The following is a 16,253-nucleotide window of genomic DNA, read 5'->3' on the forward strand; positions in this document are numbered from 1 at the left end:
CACTGAAGCAACATTACCATTCCCTGAACAACACGACAATAATAATGAGAACTATTATCAATATGGTAAAACTAAATAATTCGCTTACTCCAGCCAGTTCAGATCTGCCGTAGGGGTACACGGCGCAGCCTCTTTTAACCAGCGATACAGTAACTCAATATTTCTGAGCCGTGTGGAAGCCTTTGGCCAAACAAGGTAATACCCCTCGCCGGTCGCCACCACATCTTTAAACGGTAACGCCAGCATTCCGGACTGAATAGCGGCGTGGCTTAACAACAGATCGGCAACAGAAACACCATGACCGCTCATCGCCGCAAGACTCCCCTGTTCCAGCGTGTCGAACACTTTGCCACGTGCCAGATTCAACGCAGGAAACTTCCCGGTGCGTTGTAGCCATCGACGCCAGTCGCGGCGATCGGCGGAGGGGTGAATCAATTCGCAGGCACAAAGATCACGCTGCGCTTGCGCCAGTAACGCAGGTGAGCACACTGGAATAAGCCACTCAAGAAACAGTAACCGGCTATCGGTATCGTCACCAAAATGGCCATTCCCTAATAGGATCGCACAGTCATACGGTTCTCGGCTGAAGGCCACCGAATCGGTATCCATCCAGATGCTGGCAATTTCGATCACTGGGGTTGGATGCGCCTCACGGAAATAGCGCAGCACGTCCAATAGCCAGCGCATCGTCAACGTGGACGGCGCTTTCAATCGCAACTGATGGCTGCTGCTGCGAAAAGCATGACATGCCTGTTCCAGACTCTGAAACCCGACAGTCAGTTGCTGCGCCAGCCCCTGGCCGGAAGGCGTTATCTCAACGCGTGGGCCGCTGCGAACAAATAGCTCACAGTCAAACCATGCTTCCAGCGTGCGAATATGTCGGCTTACCGCGCCCGGCGTTACGTTAAGTTGAATAGCGGCTTTACTGAACGACCCCAACCTGGCTGCGGCTTCAAAAGCCCTCAGGGCGTACAACGGAGGTAGCGTCATCGTGAATTTCTATATTGAGTTTTACTCACAGTTAAGCGCAGTTTTATTCGTTTTTCAATGCGTCACTCAGGAGGAATACTGATGGAAAATATCATCAGGATAATCAGGTATGAATTTCACTTTACTGGCTGCCTACAGCCTCAGCATTGTAACCCTGCTGCTAACACCCGGCCCCGTCGTGGCGCTGGTTACCGCCACCGCAGCCCAGTATGGTTACCGCCGGGCATTTATCACGCTTGTTGGTACTAACGGCGCTTCTTTAGTACTGATTGCTCTGGCTGCGTTGATGCTGGCAGGCGTGGTGTCGATCTCTACAATATGGCTTGGCGTACTGGGTCTTGCGGGATCGTTGTATATCGGCGTGATGGCGATTAACGGCATGCGGGGCAAAATTCCAAACTTCGCGCCGGGTGCACGAGAACGCGATAACAGCGGGCTAATCCACGGTTTTCTGACCGGGGTCGCCAACCCGAAGGATATTCTGTTTTTCGTTGCGTTTTTTCCGCAGTTCATTGCCATTACACAAGACTTCGCCACCAGCATTCTGACGCTAACGCTGGTGTGGGTTATTTTTGATGTTGCAGTGCTGTCGTTTTACATCGTGATTTTTAAACGCTGGATGCCCGCACGTTTTACCCGGCACAGCCTTTTTATCTCCTCACTGTTTTTGCTGGCGGTAGCGATATTTGGCGTAATCTATAATGTGAACGCGTTACAAATACTTTCACTCGCAAATTAAGCCTGGCAAGTTGTTCAGCTAATCATCTCATCAGGCGGAATAACCCACTGATGAGATGAGCAGCGCCGGGTTAACGCCCTGAACACTATGCTACGATTTTTCTTCCACCTGAAACACAGCCACCGCCTCGGACAGCATGGCCGACTGCTCTTCCACACTGCCTGTCGTGGCGGCAATCTCCTCAACCAACGATGCGTTCTGTTGAGTCACTTGCTCCATCTGCGTTACCGCGACCCGGATCTGTTCAATACCACGGCTTTGTTCTCCTGATGCGCCGGAGATATCTTCCATTAATACGTTGATGTTGCGTATCGCTTTGGCGAGATCCGCCATCATGACCCCACTATTTTCAGCTATCTCAACGCCTTCTTTGACGCTGATTGCCGCTTTGGCTACCAGTTCACTGATCTCTTTCGCCGAGGCGGCGCTACGCTGGGCAAGGGTTCTGACTTCACTGGCTACAACGGCAAACCCACGCCCGGATTCACCTGCGCGTGCTGCTTCTACCGCGGCGTTTAACGCCAGGATATTGGTCTGAAACGCAATACTATCAATAACATGTGATATTTCGTTTACGCTTTGCGCATTGATGCTGATCAGGTGAATTTTCTCGACCATCTCACTCATCAAACGCTCGCCGCGCAGGGCCATTTCTGTGCTTTCACTGGTCATGGCAGATGCCTGGTGGGACTTATCGGAGTTATTTCTTGTCGTTACCGAAATCTGTTCCATGCTGGCCGCCGTTTCCACCACTGCCGCCGCCTGCTGCTCCGTTCTGGTCGATAAGTCTGAATTACCGGAAGCAATCTCCTGCATACCCGTATTAATCGATTCGACGCCATCGCGAATAGTGCTGACCGTCTCACGCAGACCGTTCTGCATATTTTGTAAATTCAAACACAACAGACCTATCTCATTATTACCCGATACCTTAACCGGATGACTCAGATCGCCTTTGCCAATCCGTGAAAAATGCTCAGACACGGTATTTAATGGCCGAATGATTGTCCGGTTCATCCAGATATTGCAGATAAAAAAGATAAGTACTGTTACCATCAGGATCACAGATACCTTCAGTACTGACTTATTAAACTGAACGTGGGTCTGTTCTACGATCTTTTCACCGACCAACAGTGTTGATTTGTAATAATTCTCCACCTGGCTATCAAAGTTTTTGCGAATAGCAAGCAGTTCAGGCTCGATAGTTACTTGTGTATCCACAATACTGCCGGTAGAAATCATCTCATTTAATTTATCAACATGTTTTTGTGCCGCATTCATTTGTTGCTCAAAGGCAGCCCTGATAGCTTTACCGATCTGCGGATCATCAGCGGTTAAACCCGGTATGTCCCAGAAATTATTGAACTGTTTTCTGGCTTTACCAATCTCCTCTTGCGCCTGGCTCAATGTTTGTTGAGTATCAGACATATTATTCAACTGAATGTTATCAAGTCCCCCTCTTATTTTATAAACAGCCTCAGCAACCTGATGCAATGCATCCTGTTCCTTAATGACATTATGCAGTAAAAGTGTACTTTTTTGGTTCTCTTTGAGATCGATGAGCTCAAATCCATTAGAAAAAAACTGCATAAAAGTGAATAACAACAGCAATAATAACAGACTGGTTTTAATCCTCATATCCTTTAACATTTGAACATCTCCATAACAATAAAGTTCATCCACGACCTAATTGTTATCGACCCGCAAAGAAATACCTTAACCTGTAAAATGGTTAATTATCAGAACGTATTCTCGCTGGCTTTCTCGTCATAAATTAGATGCACGAACCTACACACTGCGGCCAGCTGCGTATATCTCAAGCAGGGATAAATAAAACCAGAACAAACCCACATTAATATTATTTATGGATAATAAAATGATACGCAAATTGAACGCCAACAAGCCATTGAGAATAGCTGAGTTGGCGTTATCTGACTTAAACCAGGCAGCGAATATAGACGGTAACCTCTGCCTGTCTATCGCCCGGAACCCGCACCCAGGACAACGAATCAACGGTGATTGGCGCCATTTCATTTTCTAAGCGTAATAAAGGCGTACTGCCATCTGGCATACCTGTGCTTTCCGCTATCTCGAGAACGCCCCGAAAAGAAATGGATACGTTGTCTGAAATATCAGACAACCTAATCCATTCGCTGCCGATCGCTAACTTTCGCGTAAACATTCGCTATCCTTGGCGCGTGGTTTATATCCGATACATTGATATGTAGAACAATACATTGTTCGAATTATCAGCACACTGCTCAGTTCGTCAGTTAAGTATTACTTACCTGAAGAAAATGGAAGTGGTAAAACTCATTCGATATGTGCTTTACAAATTCAACTGTGAGGTTATGTTTGATGAAAGTTAACTTTGCAAACTCAACATCACCATACACCCGGATACAGAAGGGGTTAACAATCTCTCCCTGAATGCCAAAGCACTCCTGAAGTCTGGTGTCATCCATAAAAATAAAATTACCGTCTCTTACCTTAATTTTTTCATGCAGACCTCGCCATTTTTCCGGCGTAAGCAAAAAGCTTTCCCAGCCATTATTTCTCAATACCTCGATCGTATGAGTAAACTTAAAATAGTCGTTTTGCATTGTTACATCACCACTCGAAGTCGAGTACAGGTATTCTATTTTAAATTTAAGCTGTGCATTGAGGCTTTTTTTCTTTCCTTCATCAATTAACCACTGAAGCTCATTGACGATACTCCTTGAAAAGAGTTTTCTTTTTTTAGCGATGGCCAGCCAATGCATAATAAAAAGATGTTCTGACATTTTAGAGTTAATCTTACGATCCTGTATTGCGATACCGATTGCAACTAATGCACTCCAGGTAAACGCTTCCAGGTCATCCTGATAATGGTGTCGTAACGTACTAACTTTTCCTGAATCTTTTACCACTGAAACCTGCCCAAATAAATCATTATTTCATGTCGACCTTGCATCATTCCATTTAAAAAACTACTACAACTAAAAACCTCAAAATATGATCCAGATTAATATATTTCAATGTAAAAAATGAACCCTGAAACACATTATCTTTATTAATCATTAATAGTTGAAAGGTTGACCACAAATAATAAGAACAGCTCAATAAAGCTGAAAGCTAATAATAATCACCAGCAATCAATGCAACAACATATCAAACCAGAAAACCTCCAGATTCAATGAATCGGAGGTTTGCCTGTGCCTGCAATTGTTAATAGAAAATACCGATGATCAGAGTATGAGTAACTAAACCTACGATCAACGGCACGGCGGTCCGTTTCACCACATCAAATGGGGTTATTTTGGCTCCGCTGGAAACGGCAATCACCACGCCGGATACCGGTGAAATTGCCCGTCCCATATGCGATGCCTGCTGCATCGGCAGGATCATGGCAACAGCATTAGCCCCCATGCTGGCGGCGATTTGCGGGATGAGCTCAACAAAGGCGAGGAATGGCGCATTTCCCGAGCCCATAATGATAGCCGCGGCCAGCGTCACCAACGCAAATACCACCGCCATGGCAAACGGTGGTAACCCCACGTGTTCAGCCATCAGTATAAGTTGGTCGATAGCACCGATAACCTTAATGCCATGAGCAAAAACCCCCGCCGCCACCAACAGTCCAACCACGCCAGTAAACGCAGTGCCCATTCCCTTAAGGAAATGGCTGAATCCTTCGCATACCGACTTTAAATCACGCACCCGCAGCCACTCGATCAGCATACAGATTGCCATTGAAATGAGGACAATGGTGATAATATTCAGGTTAATACCGCTGACGAACATCTCGGATGATCCCACTGCCATCAGAATTGGTAGCATCGGAAGCAGCGCGTAAAATGCCGGAGCTTTTCCTGAGTCAGTCACCTCAGCGCTACCGATTTCCCGTGGTAACGTCCCCGCTTTACGGTCACAATGTCGCTGCCAAAAAAAATGGCAAACGCCGACGACCAGAACCGTTGCCAGCGCGGCGGGTCCCTGGTGGTAGACAACATATTCCACCACATCCATATTGACCGCTTTAGAGCCCCGGATAGCATCGATTGCCGTCGGGGTGTAAGCCACGCCAAGCGAAGTGGCAATAACCCCGGCAGCCGAAGCCGCAGAAAGCCCTAATCCCAGCATAATGGGGAACATCGTCCCCATCAGCAATACGGCAAGCCCGGTTGCTGAAGGAATGGCCAACTGCAGGAGGCTGGCGAGCAGGTAGGAGAAAAAGAGCAGCACATAGGGTGAACGCAGCGTCCGTAAGGGTTTCGTGACGACGCGCACGACCGCTTCATTTGCCCCGATGTGGTCCATGTAATGCGCAAATCCCATTAACGCCATGATCATCAGGCCGAGATCGGCGGCACGGGTGCTGAAGAGATCGCGCATCACCTCGAAAGGATCAAGGAAGGAAATCCCCGTACTGGCAACGCCCTTCGGTAATACCGTCCCCCATCCGGTTAACGCGGTGCAAATCATCAGAACTAAGCCCGCAATAAATAGCACAGGTTCAGCGCGATAACCTTTCAGAATCAGACGCGCCACCATCACGATAACCAGAAGCGCGATTAACACCTGAATCATGGCTGAGCTCTCCGCTGCGAGAACTCAGTATACGTTTCCTCAATGACCGCCACCACGACATCGCTGGCAGCCCGTAAGGAACGCACCGGCAGATACTCATAAATTGAATGGAAGTTATGAGCACCGGTAAAAATATTTGGGCACGGCAATCCTTTTTGCGACAGAACCGCGCCATCATACCCGCCACGCATAGCGACAGGGGCTGGGGTAATGCCACATTTCTGATAAGCGCGTAATGCAATATCAATCGGATAGCGAGCATCACCCTGCAGGCTATTAAACACATTCTGATAGCGATCGGCTAAATGACAGACCACGCTGTTTTCTCCCCACAGCGCACAGGTGCTTACGGCAAGCTGACGGATAAACGCCATTCGCGCCTTATAACCTTCTTCACTGAAGTCGCGGATATCCAGCTTAAGGACCGTACGGGCGCTGTTACCCTGTAGCTGTTTTACCCAGTAATAACCTTCGCGCCCTTCCGTATACTCAGGCGCTTCTCCCCCTGGTAGCATCGCAATAAACTTATGCGCCATCAGCAGTGAGTTCTTGAGCTTACCTTTGGCCGACATCGGATGTGCGGACTGCCCGGTAAAGATGATTTCCGCATCACCTGCATTCCAGTTTTCGTAAACAAACTCACCGATACCGCAGCAGTCCAGGGTATAGCCAAAATCAGCACCAAATGCCGCAACATCAAACGCTTTTGCGCCACGCAGGCCCTGTTCCTCGTCCGGGACAAAACCGACTTTCACCGGCCCATGTTTAATCTCCGGATGCGTAATCAGATACTCCAGGGCATTCATAATTGCGGCGATGGCGGCTTTATCGTCTGCTCCTAACAGACTGGTTCCATCCGTTACCAACAGGTCATCACCGATATAATTTTTCAGTTCTGGAAATTCACTTTCGCGCAGGTAAATATTCAGCTCTTTATTCAGGCATAAATCCCCCCCGCGATAATGCAGACGCTGTGCTTTGGTGTCTGCGGTCTGTTCCGCACTGGTATCCAGATGACCAAAAAAGGAGACCACCGGGATCGCGTCATCGGTATTGCCAGGTAAGGTTGCCGTCACAATAGCGGTATCCCTGACCTCAATGTTTTCCATTCCTAATGCTTCAAGTTCTGCTGCAAGCAGTTTTGCCAGTTCCATTTGACCTGGGGAAGAAGGCATTATCCCATTAGCGCCGTTTTCCCTTGATGTCGTGGTATTGATTTTCGTGTAGTTTATAAAGCGTTCAACAATATCCATTCCAGGTGATCCTTAATGTATCATTTAAGAGGTACTGCGAGAGAAGACCAGCATGCAGCGCGGGTTGATGAATCTGAAAACCGAATAAAATCAGCGTTCATCCCAGAACGCTGATTTTATGGGCACTACGACAACGATTTATATAAAGGAAGATAAAAAGGCCAGTGGTTGTACCTGTGATTAAAAACTCCTTTCTGATTGATGAAATCATATTCCCTGTCTGTTTTTACTGCTATTTCCCATGGTGTTGAGCTAACAGAAGTCATAAATATTATCCGTATACCTAAGAGATAATAGAAATCATTTAGATTCCTGTATTCTGCACCGGTATAAGACGTACCATCGCTATATTTTTTTAATGAACGAATACTGTTACAGCTACATGCAACCGTTTGCACTTCTCTACAAATAGCCAGTTAGCGCACTAAAATCCGTGAACAAAATCACAATTACTTCAAAATCACGCTTTTCTCATTATCATGAAAAACAGTTAGTTATAAGAGAAATCATATAATACCCATATAAATTAAGGTGGATTCATACTATTCACAATGGAATATGTTCATAGCGGTACTATTTCAATATTACAAAACCCGTTGAACAAAGATCTCACAAGACATTATTAAAAAGGCTCCAACAACAATATTAATATTTTATTCAAAGTGCTTAACAAATTTATCCACATACAAAAAAAACCTCTCCCCTGAGAAGAGATTCAGGGCAGAGGTAATACGGGTGTTAAGGACATATTTATAGTTTTAATGATAACAGAAGAGCTTCTTGCAGGATCGAGTATACACACTTAGCAACATTAAGAAAATTCTTAAAGCAATGAAATTAAAAATTTAATTTAAAACCACTTTTATAATCAAGAAGTATTTATCAAAGCAAAAAAGCAAGCAACAGAAAACTTTAATCGCATTAATCAATGATGTCATAATAATTAAACAGCAACGCTGCGTGGCTAACGATGACGATATTTACGATGTTCAAATATTAAATTATATTGATACATCAACGCATTTTCACATAACAAGAATTAAAAAGTCGTTAAATAAGCAAAATACACTTTTTCGTTACTGATCACACTTCGTCCACAGGGAGATTCCCCCTGCTGTTCCTTGCTGGTATGATTCAGCAGGTAAATACCTTCTAACTCAACCCGAGGCTTTGATGCTGGAGAATGTAATCATCTGATAATCAGCTTCCCGACCTTTTCAGGCCGGACTGGTTATCAATGCGCCGAAATCGAATGCGGACACCGCTGTGTGTTTGCACGTTTTGCACATGATGATTAAACAGGTTTTCCAGTATGAATTTATCCCGTCAGGAACAACGTACCTTACACGTTCTCGCCAAAGGTGGTCGTATTGCTCACGTCCGCGATGCCTCAGGCCGCGTCACTTCCGTCGAATGCTATAGCCGCGAAGGATTGCTTCTCTGCGACTGCACACTCGACGTATTCAAAAAGCTCAGAACCAAAAAGCTGATCAAATCCGTCAATGGTCAGCCCTACCGTATCAATGCTACCGGGCTGAACAACGTTCGCGCCCAACTGGATAATCGCTAAGGAGAGAGAAATGGATATCCCGAAGATTTTTACAATCAGCGAAAGCGCACATCGCATTCATAATCCGTTCACCGCGCAGAAATACGCCACGTTAGGTCAGGCTTTGCGAATGGCCTCAGGCACCCGCATCCTGGACCTTGGCAGCGGATCGGGTGAGATGTTGTGCACCTGGGCACGCGATCATAATATTTCCGGCGTAGGTCTCGATATGAGCATGCTGTTCAGTGAGCAAGCCACTCTACGAGCCAAAGAATTGGGCGTCACTGAGCGCGTGCGTTTTATTCATGCCGATGCAACAGGTTATATCGCTGAAGAAAAATTCGATATTGCCGCCTGCGTTGGCGCAACCTGGATTGCAGGCGGCGTTGCCGGAACGGTCAGACAGCTGGAACAAAGTCTCAAACCCGACGGGATCATACTCATCGGCGAACCATACTGGCGTCTGATGCCCGCAACGGAGGAGATTGCCCAGACTTGCGGCGCGACGTCAGTGACTGATTTCCTCTCTCTGCCGGAGCTCGTTTCATCTTTCGACCAGCTCGGTTATAACGTGGTTGAAATGGTACTGGCTGACCAGGAGGGTTGGGACAGATACGAGGCGGCAAAATGGTTAACGATGCGCCGGTGGCTGGAGGCAAATCCGAACGATGACTTTGCCCCGGAAGTCAGAGAACAACTGAGAGGTTCACCAGCACGCCACGTTGCATTCACCCGTGAATACATTGGCTGGGGCGTGTTCGCACTTATGCAGAGGTAATAGGTAAAGTCGGTATAGCCAGGCAGGTTGTACCGACTTTCTCATGGCTTACTTCATTAATACTTCAACAAATTTAGCCAGCCATTGCGGATGCGCGGGCCATGCCGGCGCGGTAATCAGATTGCCATCAACGTGGGCCTGGTCAATACCGATGTCTGCGTAATGTCCACCGCTCAGACGAACCTCTGGCGCACAGGCCGGATAGGCGCTACAGGTCCGATTTTCTAACACCCCCGCCGCCGCTAACAGCTGAGGCCCATGACAAACCGCGGCGATAGGTTTACCGGCTGCGTTGAAATCTTGCACCAGCTTGATGACATCCGGATTCAACCGGAGATATTCCGGAGCACGTCCGCCAGGGATCAGCAGCGCGTCGTAATCTGCGGCCCGCGCCTCGGCAAAATTCGCATTCAACGTAAAACGATGCCCGGGCTTTTCACTGTAGGTCTGCGCCCCATCAAAATCATGAATAGCGGTTTGAACGTAGTCACCCTGGCTTTTATCCGGACAGACAGCATCAACACGATGGCCCAGCATTTGCAGTGCCTGAAAAGGCACCATCGTTTCATAATCTTCGACATAATCTCCGACCAGCATCAGTATCTTCTTCATTCACATCCCCCGCTCACGATTATTAATGATGAGAAATAATGGCCATCTTTACTATAGCCCACGCATTTCACGGCATTAATAAATACAACAGAACACGCCGTCACCCGACGTCAGAAAGTAGTTATCCTTGTCCCTCCATCAGATACAGGCATGTGATGATTCACCGCCGGCTGAACCCATTTTAATCTCTATAATGATGCCGTGATTGCACCAGTATTAGATACTATTCTGAATAATGGCGGCCTTTACAATATTCTGTTTATCAAAGAAATATGAGAATCCTGCCATACATCCTCAGGGCTAATAAATCCTTTCGGATTATATGCAATGCTAATTCCGGCATTGTTGAAGCAAGCGTAGACGAGTTCGGAGCAGATGTATTCCCTGTCCTTTTTCGATTTTCCCTTCCCAAGTGCTATCCTCGCAAGGATGCGTGCTATTTCTTCTTTATCATATGGACGGGTTAGTTCATTAAGACCAAAAGCGGCTACTTGCTCAACGGCAGACTTAGACAACGCATCATACCTGGCGAGAACAACCCGGCCTTTGTAAGGTTTCCCAATATCATCATAATCAGATAGATATTTTGATAATGGAGCAAGTCGTACCCCCATATCTTCCACGCTTTCCAGGAGCAACACGCGATCTATTTGCGGTAAAACAAAAACAATCCCCACATGGCTCCATGGTGAATCAGTCATCTTTTCAATTGCTTTTGATACCAGGTAGTCTCCGGAGGCGAAAAAAAGGTCACCTGATTTTAACGTTTCACGCAACGTGGCATAATTAACCACTTTCATCGCTTTGACTTGTGCTAAATCAATATGATTTGGCATGTGAACCTCGAAGAGAAAAAAGGATGGTATTAAAAGTTTATCCAACCTGCTGCTATATCTCTCTACGACGAAATAACGATACCGGATCTCTTTTTACGGCCGAGGGCGCCCTTGACGGCACGCCCTGTTGTTAATACCCGAAATAGCAATGTGGTTCGTCGTCTGATTTATTCCCCATCACTCCCAGGCCCGCTCAGATTTCGCGGCATCAAACTGCGGCGGCGGTTTGCGAAAACGTCCGGTCAGCCAGGCGAGATACACCAACCCTAACCCGGCCCATACCAGTCCCAGCGTCAACGATGTCACCTCCAGATTCACCCACAGTACGGCAACGGTGGCGGCACCGACCATCGGCAATACCAGATAATGCAGCTTCTCTTGCCAGGTATGCTTGCGTCCTTCACGACGCCAGAAGTGGTTAAACACGGAGAGATTAACGAACGTAAAGGCCACCAGCGCGCCAAAATTAATCAACGCCGTAGCGGTCACCAAATCAAAAAACAGGGCCGACAGCGCCACAATCCCGACCATAATGACGTTCAGCGCGGGTGTACGCCATTTCGGATGAACATAGCCAAAGTACTTCTCCGGGAAGACATTATCGCGGCCCATCACGTACAGCAGACGCGAAACACTGGCATGCGACGCCAGACCTGACGCCAGCGTATTCACAAAGGTGGTACACAGGAAAATTGACTGGAACAGTTTACCGCCGACGTACAACGCAATCTCCGGCAGCGCCGCATCCGGGTCTTTAAATCGGCTAATGTCTGGAAAGAACAACTGCATAAAGAACGAAGCGGCAATGAAGATCAGTCCGCCGTACAGCGCGGTGAGGAAAATAGCTTTTGGGATGGTACGTGCGGCATCCGGCGTCTCTTCAGAGAGCGTCGTTACCGCATCAAAACCGAGAAACGAGAAACAGACAATGGTCGCCCCGGTGATAATCGGGATCAAATGCGCATTCTGGCTGATAAACGGTTGCAGCGACCAGACGGTCCCTACCCCCTCGCCTTTATGCAGCCCCTGTACCACGAGGAAAATGAACACCACGATTATCGCCACCTGTACCAGGACAAACAGCGCATTAAAGTTCGCCACCAGGTTAACGCTTTTCAAATTGGCCGCGGTGAGGATCGCCACGAACATCACTACCCAAATCCATGGCGCAACCCCCGGGAACAACGCGGAAAGGTAAATTTTCGCCAGTAGGACGTTAATCATCGGCAGGAAAAGATAGTCAAGCAGTGACGACCAGCCGACCATAAACCCCACATGCGGATTAATCGCTTTTTGCGCGTAGGTATAGGCCGAACCGGCTTGTGGAAACTGGCGCACCAGCTTTCCATAACTGATGGCGGTAAACAGTACTCCCGCCAGGGCCAGCAGATAAGAGGCCGGAACATGGCCGTTGCTGATACCCGAAACAATGCCAAAGGTGTCAAACACCGTCATCGGCGTGAGATAGGCCAGCCCCATCACCACCACCTGCCACAGCTTCAGGGATTTTCGCAGCTGTGCTTTGCCCGGCTGGGCAGCATGATCCGCAGAAGGATTAGTCGACATAGCGTTCCTCCCCGCGACGAGCCCTGATCTGCGTTCGAAACGTGGGTACAGCAGACCTGGGTCGTGTCGGGGAGGAGAGCCATAAGAAAGGCGTCAATGTTGCACCGCACAGGAGCGGTCCGTACTTACTGCGGGAGCCATGGATGCTCACGCGGGGCGGGTTTTTAAACATTGGCATCATCACATTTCCTCGTCACAAACTCTGTCGGTTATCTGAAGACCCGTTGTCGCCCGCGCTCCATTACGCGACATCCGGGAAATGGCAGGTGATCCTGCAATTTTTACGGGCTGGCTCCGCTCAGCCCGCATGATGCGACTTCTTTTTCAATGACCTGTACAACGGTCAGGCGTTTTTCAGCATCCACTCAATTTCGGTGTCGGTTATCAGGCGTTCAAACTGGATAAGCTCATCGTTTTTACAGGCGTGATACACATGGCTAAAACGCTCCCCGAGCAATTCACGCAGATTGTCATTTTGCATGAACTCCCACAGCGCATCGCTCTGGCGGATAGGAAACGGTAGCCCTTCCTGCTCAAGTCCGTTGCCTTCCACCTCATCCTGCAACGGCAGTTCGTTATCCAGACCGTGGAGGATCCCCGCCAGAATGGTCGACATCACCAGGTACGGGTTAGCATCCGCCCCCGCCACGCGATATTCAACCCGATGGTTATCACGATCGCCGCAGGGAATACGCAGCGCCACCGTACGGTTGTTGTGCCCCCAGGAAGCCTGGGTCGGAACATACATCCCCGGCTGGAAACGGCGATAAGAGTTCACGTTCGGCGCCAGCAACGCCATTGACGCGGGCATCAGATCAATCATCCCGGCAAGCGCACGCTTAAGTAATGCGGAATCATCGCCATTCGCATCTGCCAGCACGTTCTCGCCTTTGTTATTCATAATGCTGATGTGGATATGCATCCCGCTACCGGCATGCTCCTCATAAGGCTTTGCCATAAACGTGGCATGCATCTTGTGTTTTTCTGCCACCAGCCGTACCAGGCGTTTCAGCGCCAGCGCGTCGTCGCAGGCGTCGAGTACGTTATCGGTATGGTAGAGATTGATTTCAAACTGCCCCGGGGAGGCTTCAGCTACCGCGCCGTCTGCCGGGATCAGCTGCAAACGGGCCAGTTCATCGATATCGTTGAGCACATCTGCAAAGTGGTTCAGGTTATCAACAGAGTAAACCTGACTTTGGGTATTACGATCGTCCGTTCCCGGCGCGCACGGCGGCTGCAGATAACCTTCGGGATCGCGCTTACGATCGAGTAAATAGAACTCCAGCTCTACCGCTACGACGGGGAACAGACCGCGCTGGCGTAGTTTCTGCCAGAGTCGGTTAAGTACGTTCCGCGGCTCAACGTCAAAGGGAGCGCCATCTTCATCCAGCATCGTCAGCATCATCTGCGCAATAAACTCCGGATCGGCGGCCGAAGGGGTTAACGTGCCGGCCACCGGAACACAGGTCCGATCCGGTTCGCCAAGCTCCTGGCCTAATCCAGCCTCTTCGACCACATTGCCAAGAATATCCATCGCGAAAACGGATGCCGGGAAATAGCAGCCTTTCTCTAACTTATGTAATCCTGCAACCGGAAGGCGCTTACCGCGAAAACAGCCATTAAGGTCGGTTAACAGCACATCCACATACTGCGTATTGGGATACCGTTCCAGATACTGTTTAACTTCACGCGCAAACGCGCTACTTCGTCTCTCTTCAGAATGCTGAACAAAATTCTCAACTTCTACGATATTGGTTTCCATGATTCACCGCCGTTGGCCTGGTAAGCTGTTCTGTGATTTGACTGTTAAATATAATGTCCACTCTTCGACTCTGGATGCAAACAAATTGTTTGTCAAATGTTAAATTAAGTTTGCTAGAAGGTTATTCCGCTGCTAGATTGAGAAAATAATGAACGGAATGGCGCAACAAGGAACCGTTTGGCAATAATTTATTCCAAAACGTGAGGTCGATCATGGGCAATATATTTGACAAGCCAGTTATTGGTGTCGTGATGTGCAGGAACAGGCTTAAGGGTCACCAGACCCAGACTCTGCAAGAAAAGTACCTGAATGCGGTATTAAATGCCGGTGGATTACCGATAGCGCTTCCCCATGCGCTCGCGGAACCCGAATTGCTAAACGAACTGTTACCGAAACTGGATGGTATCTTCCTGCCAGGAAGCCCAAGCAATGTGCAGCCGCACCTCTATGGTGAAAATGGCGATGAGTCTGACGCCGATCCCGGGCGTGATCTTCTGAGCATGGCGCTAATTACCGCCGGGCTCGAAAGGCGCATTCCCATTTTCGCCATCTGCCGGGGCTTACAGGAATTAGTTGTCGCCACTGGCGGGACTCTGTATCGTCGCCTGTGCGATCACTCACAGTTCCTGGAACATCGTGAAGATGCAGAACTCCCGGTGGAGCAGCAATATGCGCCATCTCATGAAGTTCAGGTTCAACAGGGAGGATTGCTATCTCAGTTAATACCAGGTTGCAGCACGTTTTGGGTTAACTCCTTACATGGTCAGGGCGCAAAAACGCTCGGCCCGCAGCTGCGCGTGGAAGCACGCTCGCAGGATGGATTAGTGGAAGCAGCCAGCGTTCACGACCATCCTTTCGCGCTCGGCGTGCAGTGGCACCCGGAATGGAACAGTAGCGAATACGCCCTGTCGCGTTTGTTACTTGAAGGTTTTATCACCGCTTGTCAGAACCACCTCGCTGAAAAACAGCGACTCTGACCACTACTGTTAAGGAAATGCAATTATGAGCGATGACGGCCTGGCGCCGGGTAAACGTTTGTCAGAGATCCGCCAGCAATTGGGTCTTTCGCAGCGTCGTGCCGCCGAACTGTCTGGGTTAACGCATAGCGCCATCAGCACCATAGAGCAGGATAAAGTCAGTCCTGCCATCAGTACGCTGCAAAAGCTATTGAAAGTATATGGGCTGTCGCTCTCCGAGTTCTTCGCGGAACCGGAAAAGCCTGACGAACCGCAGGTGGTTATCAATCAGGATGATTTGATTGAGATCGGGAGTCAGGGAGTATCCATGAAGTTAGTTCACAACGGAAATCCGAATCGTACGCTGGCAATGATGTTTGAAACCTATCAGCCAGGCACGACAACCGGGGAGAGAATTAAACATCAGGGTGAAGAGATTGGCACAATACTGGAAGGTGAAGTGATACTGACCATCAACGGTCAAACGTATCCTCTTGTTGCTGGGCAAAGCTATGCCATTAACACCGGCATACCACACAGCTTCAGCAACACCTCGGCAGGGATCTGCCGCATCATCAGTGCCCACACTCCCACCACTTTCTAATAAGTAGCGGCCTGAGTTTCTCAGGCCTTCTTAAATAAC

Annotated in this window: 15 protein-coding genes; 5 read left to right on the forward strand and 10 right to left on the reverse strand. The window is 48.6% G+C overall.

Annotated features, from left to right (window positions below; all coding sequences use genetic code 11):
* Positions 1-84 precede the first annotated feature (84 nt).
* Positions 85-990, reverse strand: coding sequence for a LysR substrate-binding domain-containing protein (locus OGW16_RS14345; RefSeq protein ID WP_047413165.1), 906 nt, complete (start codon positions 988-990; stop codon positions 85-87).
* A gap of 109 nt (positions 991-1,099) precedes the next feature.
* Between OGW16_RS14345 and OGW16_RS14350 the strand changes: the two genes are divergently transcribed.
* Positions 1,100-1,729, forward strand: coding sequence for a LysE family translocator (locus OGW16_RS14350; RefSeq protein ID WP_047413170.1), 630 nt, complete (start codon positions 1,100-1,102; stop codon positions 1,727-1,729).
* 90 nt (positions 1,730-1,819) lie between these two features.
* Here the strand turns inward: OGW16_RS14350 and OGW16_RS14355 are convergent, their stop codons facing one another.
* The 5 genes from OGW16_RS14355 to pepT form a co-directional block, all read right to left on the reverse strand.
* Positions 1,820-3,412, reverse strand: coding sequence for a methyl-accepting chemotaxis protein (locus OGW16_RS14355; RefSeq protein WP_286518549.1), 1,593 nt, complete (start codon positions 3,410-3,412; stop codon positions 1,820-1,822).
* A gap of 253 nt (positions 3,413-3,665) precedes the next feature.
* Complete coding sequence (locus OGW16_RS14360; RefSeq protein WP_100194010.1) at positions 3,666-3,911, reverse strand: hypothetical protein; 246 nt, start codon at positions 3,909-3,911, stop codon at positions 3,666-3,668.
* Between the two features lie 91 nt (positions 3,912-4,002).
* Positions 4,003-4,638, reverse strand: coding sequence for a DUF2913 family protein (locus OGW16_RS14365; protein ID WP_286518550.1), 636 nt, complete (start codon positions 4,636-4,638; stop codon positions 4,003-4,005).
* 298 nt (positions 4,639-4,936) lie between these two features.
* Positions 4,937-6,298: a C4-dicarboxylate transporter DcuC gene (gene dcuC, locus OGW16_RS14370; RefSeq protein WP_286518551.1), complete on the reverse strand. Its 1,362-nt coding sequence runs from the start codon at positions 6,296-6,298 to the stop codon at positions 4,937-4,939.
* Positions 6,295-7,551, reverse strand: coding sequence for a peptidase T (gene pepT, locus OGW16_RS14375; RefSeq protein ID WP_047413179.1), 1,257 nt, complete (start codon positions 7,549-7,551; stop codon positions 6,295-6,297). Before pepT ends, dcuC begins: the two co-directional genes overlap by 4 nt.
* A gap of 1,312 nt (positions 7,552-8,863) precedes the next feature.
* Between pepT and OGW16_RS14380 the strand changes: the two genes are divergently transcribed.
* Together OGW16_RS14380 and OGW16_RS14385 are read left to right on the forward strand one after the other, a co-directional pair.
* The gene (locus OGW16_RS14380) at positions 8,864-9,121 is read left to right on the forward strand and encodes a YjhX family toxin (protein ID WP_286518552.1); all 258 of its coding nucleotides are present in this window, start codon (positions 8,864-8,866) and stop codon (positions 9,119-9,121) included.
* Positions 9,122-9,131: 10 nt separating this feature from the next.
* Positions 9,132-9,878 (forward strand): SAM-dependent methyltransferase, encoded by a 747-nt coding sequence (locus tag OGW16_RS14385; RefSeq protein WP_286518553.1) that lies wholly within the window; start codon positions 9,132-9,134, stop codon positions 9,876-9,878.
* Positions 9,879-9,926: 48 nt separating this feature from the next.
* Here OGW16_RS14385 and OGW16_RS14390 read toward each other — a convergent pair whose 3' ends face one another.
* The 4 genes from OGW16_RS14390 to OGW16_RS14405 all read right to left on the reverse strand — a co-directional run bounded on the left by OGW16_RS14390 (position 9,927) and on the right by OGW16_RS14405 (position 14,654).
* Positions 9,927-10,490 carry a DJ-1/PfpI family protein gene (locus OGW16_RS14390; RefSeq protein WP_043015316.1) on the reverse strand — a complete coding sequence of 188 codons (564 nt, stop codon included), beginning with the start codon at positions 10,488-10,490 and terminating at the stop codon, positions 9,927-9,929.
* Positions 10,491-10,735: 245 nt separating this feature from the next.
* Complete coding sequence (locus tag OGW16_RS14395; RefSeq protein ID WP_051642623.1) at positions 10,736-11,326, reverse strand: YiiX/YebB-like N1pC/P60 family cysteine hydrolase; 591 nt, start codon at positions 11,324-11,326, stop codon at positions 10,736-10,738.
* 177 nt (positions 11,327-11,503) lie between these two features.
* Complete coding sequence (locus OGW16_RS14400) at positions 11,504-12,892, reverse strand: APC family permease (RefSeq protein WP_087053110.1); 1,389 nt, start codon at positions 12,890-12,892, stop codon at positions 11,504-11,506.
* A 343-nt stretch (positions 12,893-13,235) separates the two neighbouring features.
* The gene (locus OGW16_RS14405; RefSeq protein WP_043015314.1) at positions 13,236-14,654 is read right to left on the reverse strand and encodes a glutamine synthetase family protein; all 1,419 of its coding nucleotides are present in this window, start codon (positions 14,652-14,654) and stop codon (positions 13,236-13,238) included.
* Between the two features lie 212 nt (positions 14,655-14,866).
* On the opposite strand from OGW16_RS14405, the gene puuD reads away from it, so the two are divergent.
* The gene (gene puuD / locus OGW16_RS14410) at positions 14,867-15,631 is read left to right on the forward strand and encodes a gamma-glutamyl-gamma-aminobutyrate hydrolase (RefSeq protein ID WP_286518554.1); all 765 of its coding nucleotides are present in this window, start codon (positions 14,867-14,869) and stop codon (positions 15,629-15,631) included.
* A gap of 25 nt (positions 15,632-15,656) precedes the next feature.
* Positions 15,657-16,214, forward strand: a complete 558-nt coding sequence (gene puuR, locus OGW16_RS14415; protein WP_003830877.1) for an HTH-type transcriptional regulator PuuR — start codon at positions 15,657-15,659, stop codon at positions 16,212-16,214.
* Positions 16,215-16,253: the final 39 nt, after the last annotated feature.

This window comes from Citrobacter sp. Ce104 (assembly GCF_030334595.1).
Taxonomy (GTDB): Bacteria; Pseudomonadota; Gammaproteobacteria; order Enterobacterales; family Enterobacteriaceae; genus Citrobacter; species Citrobacter europaeus.

What these genes read in the sequence shown, in the direction of transcription:
- OGW16_RS14345 (WP_047413165.1), bottom strand. Translation starts at nt 990, where the DNA reads ATGACGCTACCTCCGTTGTACGCCCTGAGGGCTTTTGAAGCCGCAGCC.
- OGW16_RS14360 (WP_100194010.1), bottom strand. Translation starts at nt 3,911, where the DNA reads ATGTTTACGCGAAAGTTAGCGATCGGCAGCGAATGGATTAGGTTGTCT.
- OGW16_RS14400 (WP_087053110.1), bottom strand. Translation starts at nt 12,892, where the DNA reads ATGTCGACTAATCCTTCTGCGGATCATGCTGCCCAGCCGGGCAAAGCA.
- OGW16_RS14395 (WP_051642623.1), bottom strand. Translation starts at nt 11,326, where the DNA reads ATGCCAAATCATATTGATTTAGCACAAGTCAAAGCGATGAAAGTGGTT.
- OGW16_RS14385 (WP_286518553.1), top strand. Translation starts at nt 9,132, where the DNA reads ATGGATATCCCGAAGATTTTTACAATCAGCGAAAGCGCACATCGCATT.
- OGW16_RS14390 (WP_043015316.1), bottom strand. Translation starts at nt 10,490, where the DNA reads ATGAAGAAGATACTGATGCTGGTCGGAGATTATGTCGAAGATTATGAA.
- OGW16_RS14350 (WP_047413170.1), top strand. Translation starts at nt 1,100, where the DNA reads ATGAATTTCACTTTACTGGCTGCCTACAGCCTCAGCATTGTAACCCTG.
- puuR (WP_003830877.1), top strand. Translation starts at nt 15,657, where the DNA reads ATGAGCGATGACGGCCTGGCGCCGGGTAAACGTTTGTCAGAGATCCGC.
- OGW16_RS14405 (WP_043015314.1), bottom strand. Translation starts at nt 14,654, where the DNA reads ATGGAAACCAATATCGTAGAAGTTGAGAATTTTGTTCAGCATTCTGAA.
- pepT (WP_047413179.1), bottom strand. Translation starts at nt 7,551, where the DNA reads ATGGATATTGTTGAACGCTTTATAAACTACACGAAAATCAATACCACG.
- dcuC (WP_286518551.1), bottom strand. Translation starts at nt 6,298, where the DNA reads ATGATTCAGGTGTTAATCGCGCTTCTGGTTATCGTGATGGTGGCGCGT.
- puuD (WP_286518554.1), top strand. Translation starts at nt 14,867, where the DNA reads ATGGGCAATATATTTGACAAGCCAGTTATTGGTGTCGTGATGTGCAGG.
- OGW16_RS14380 (WP_286518552.1), top strand. Translation starts at nt 8,864, where the DNA reads ATGAATTTATCCCGTCAGGAACAACGTACCTTACACGTTCTCGCCAAA.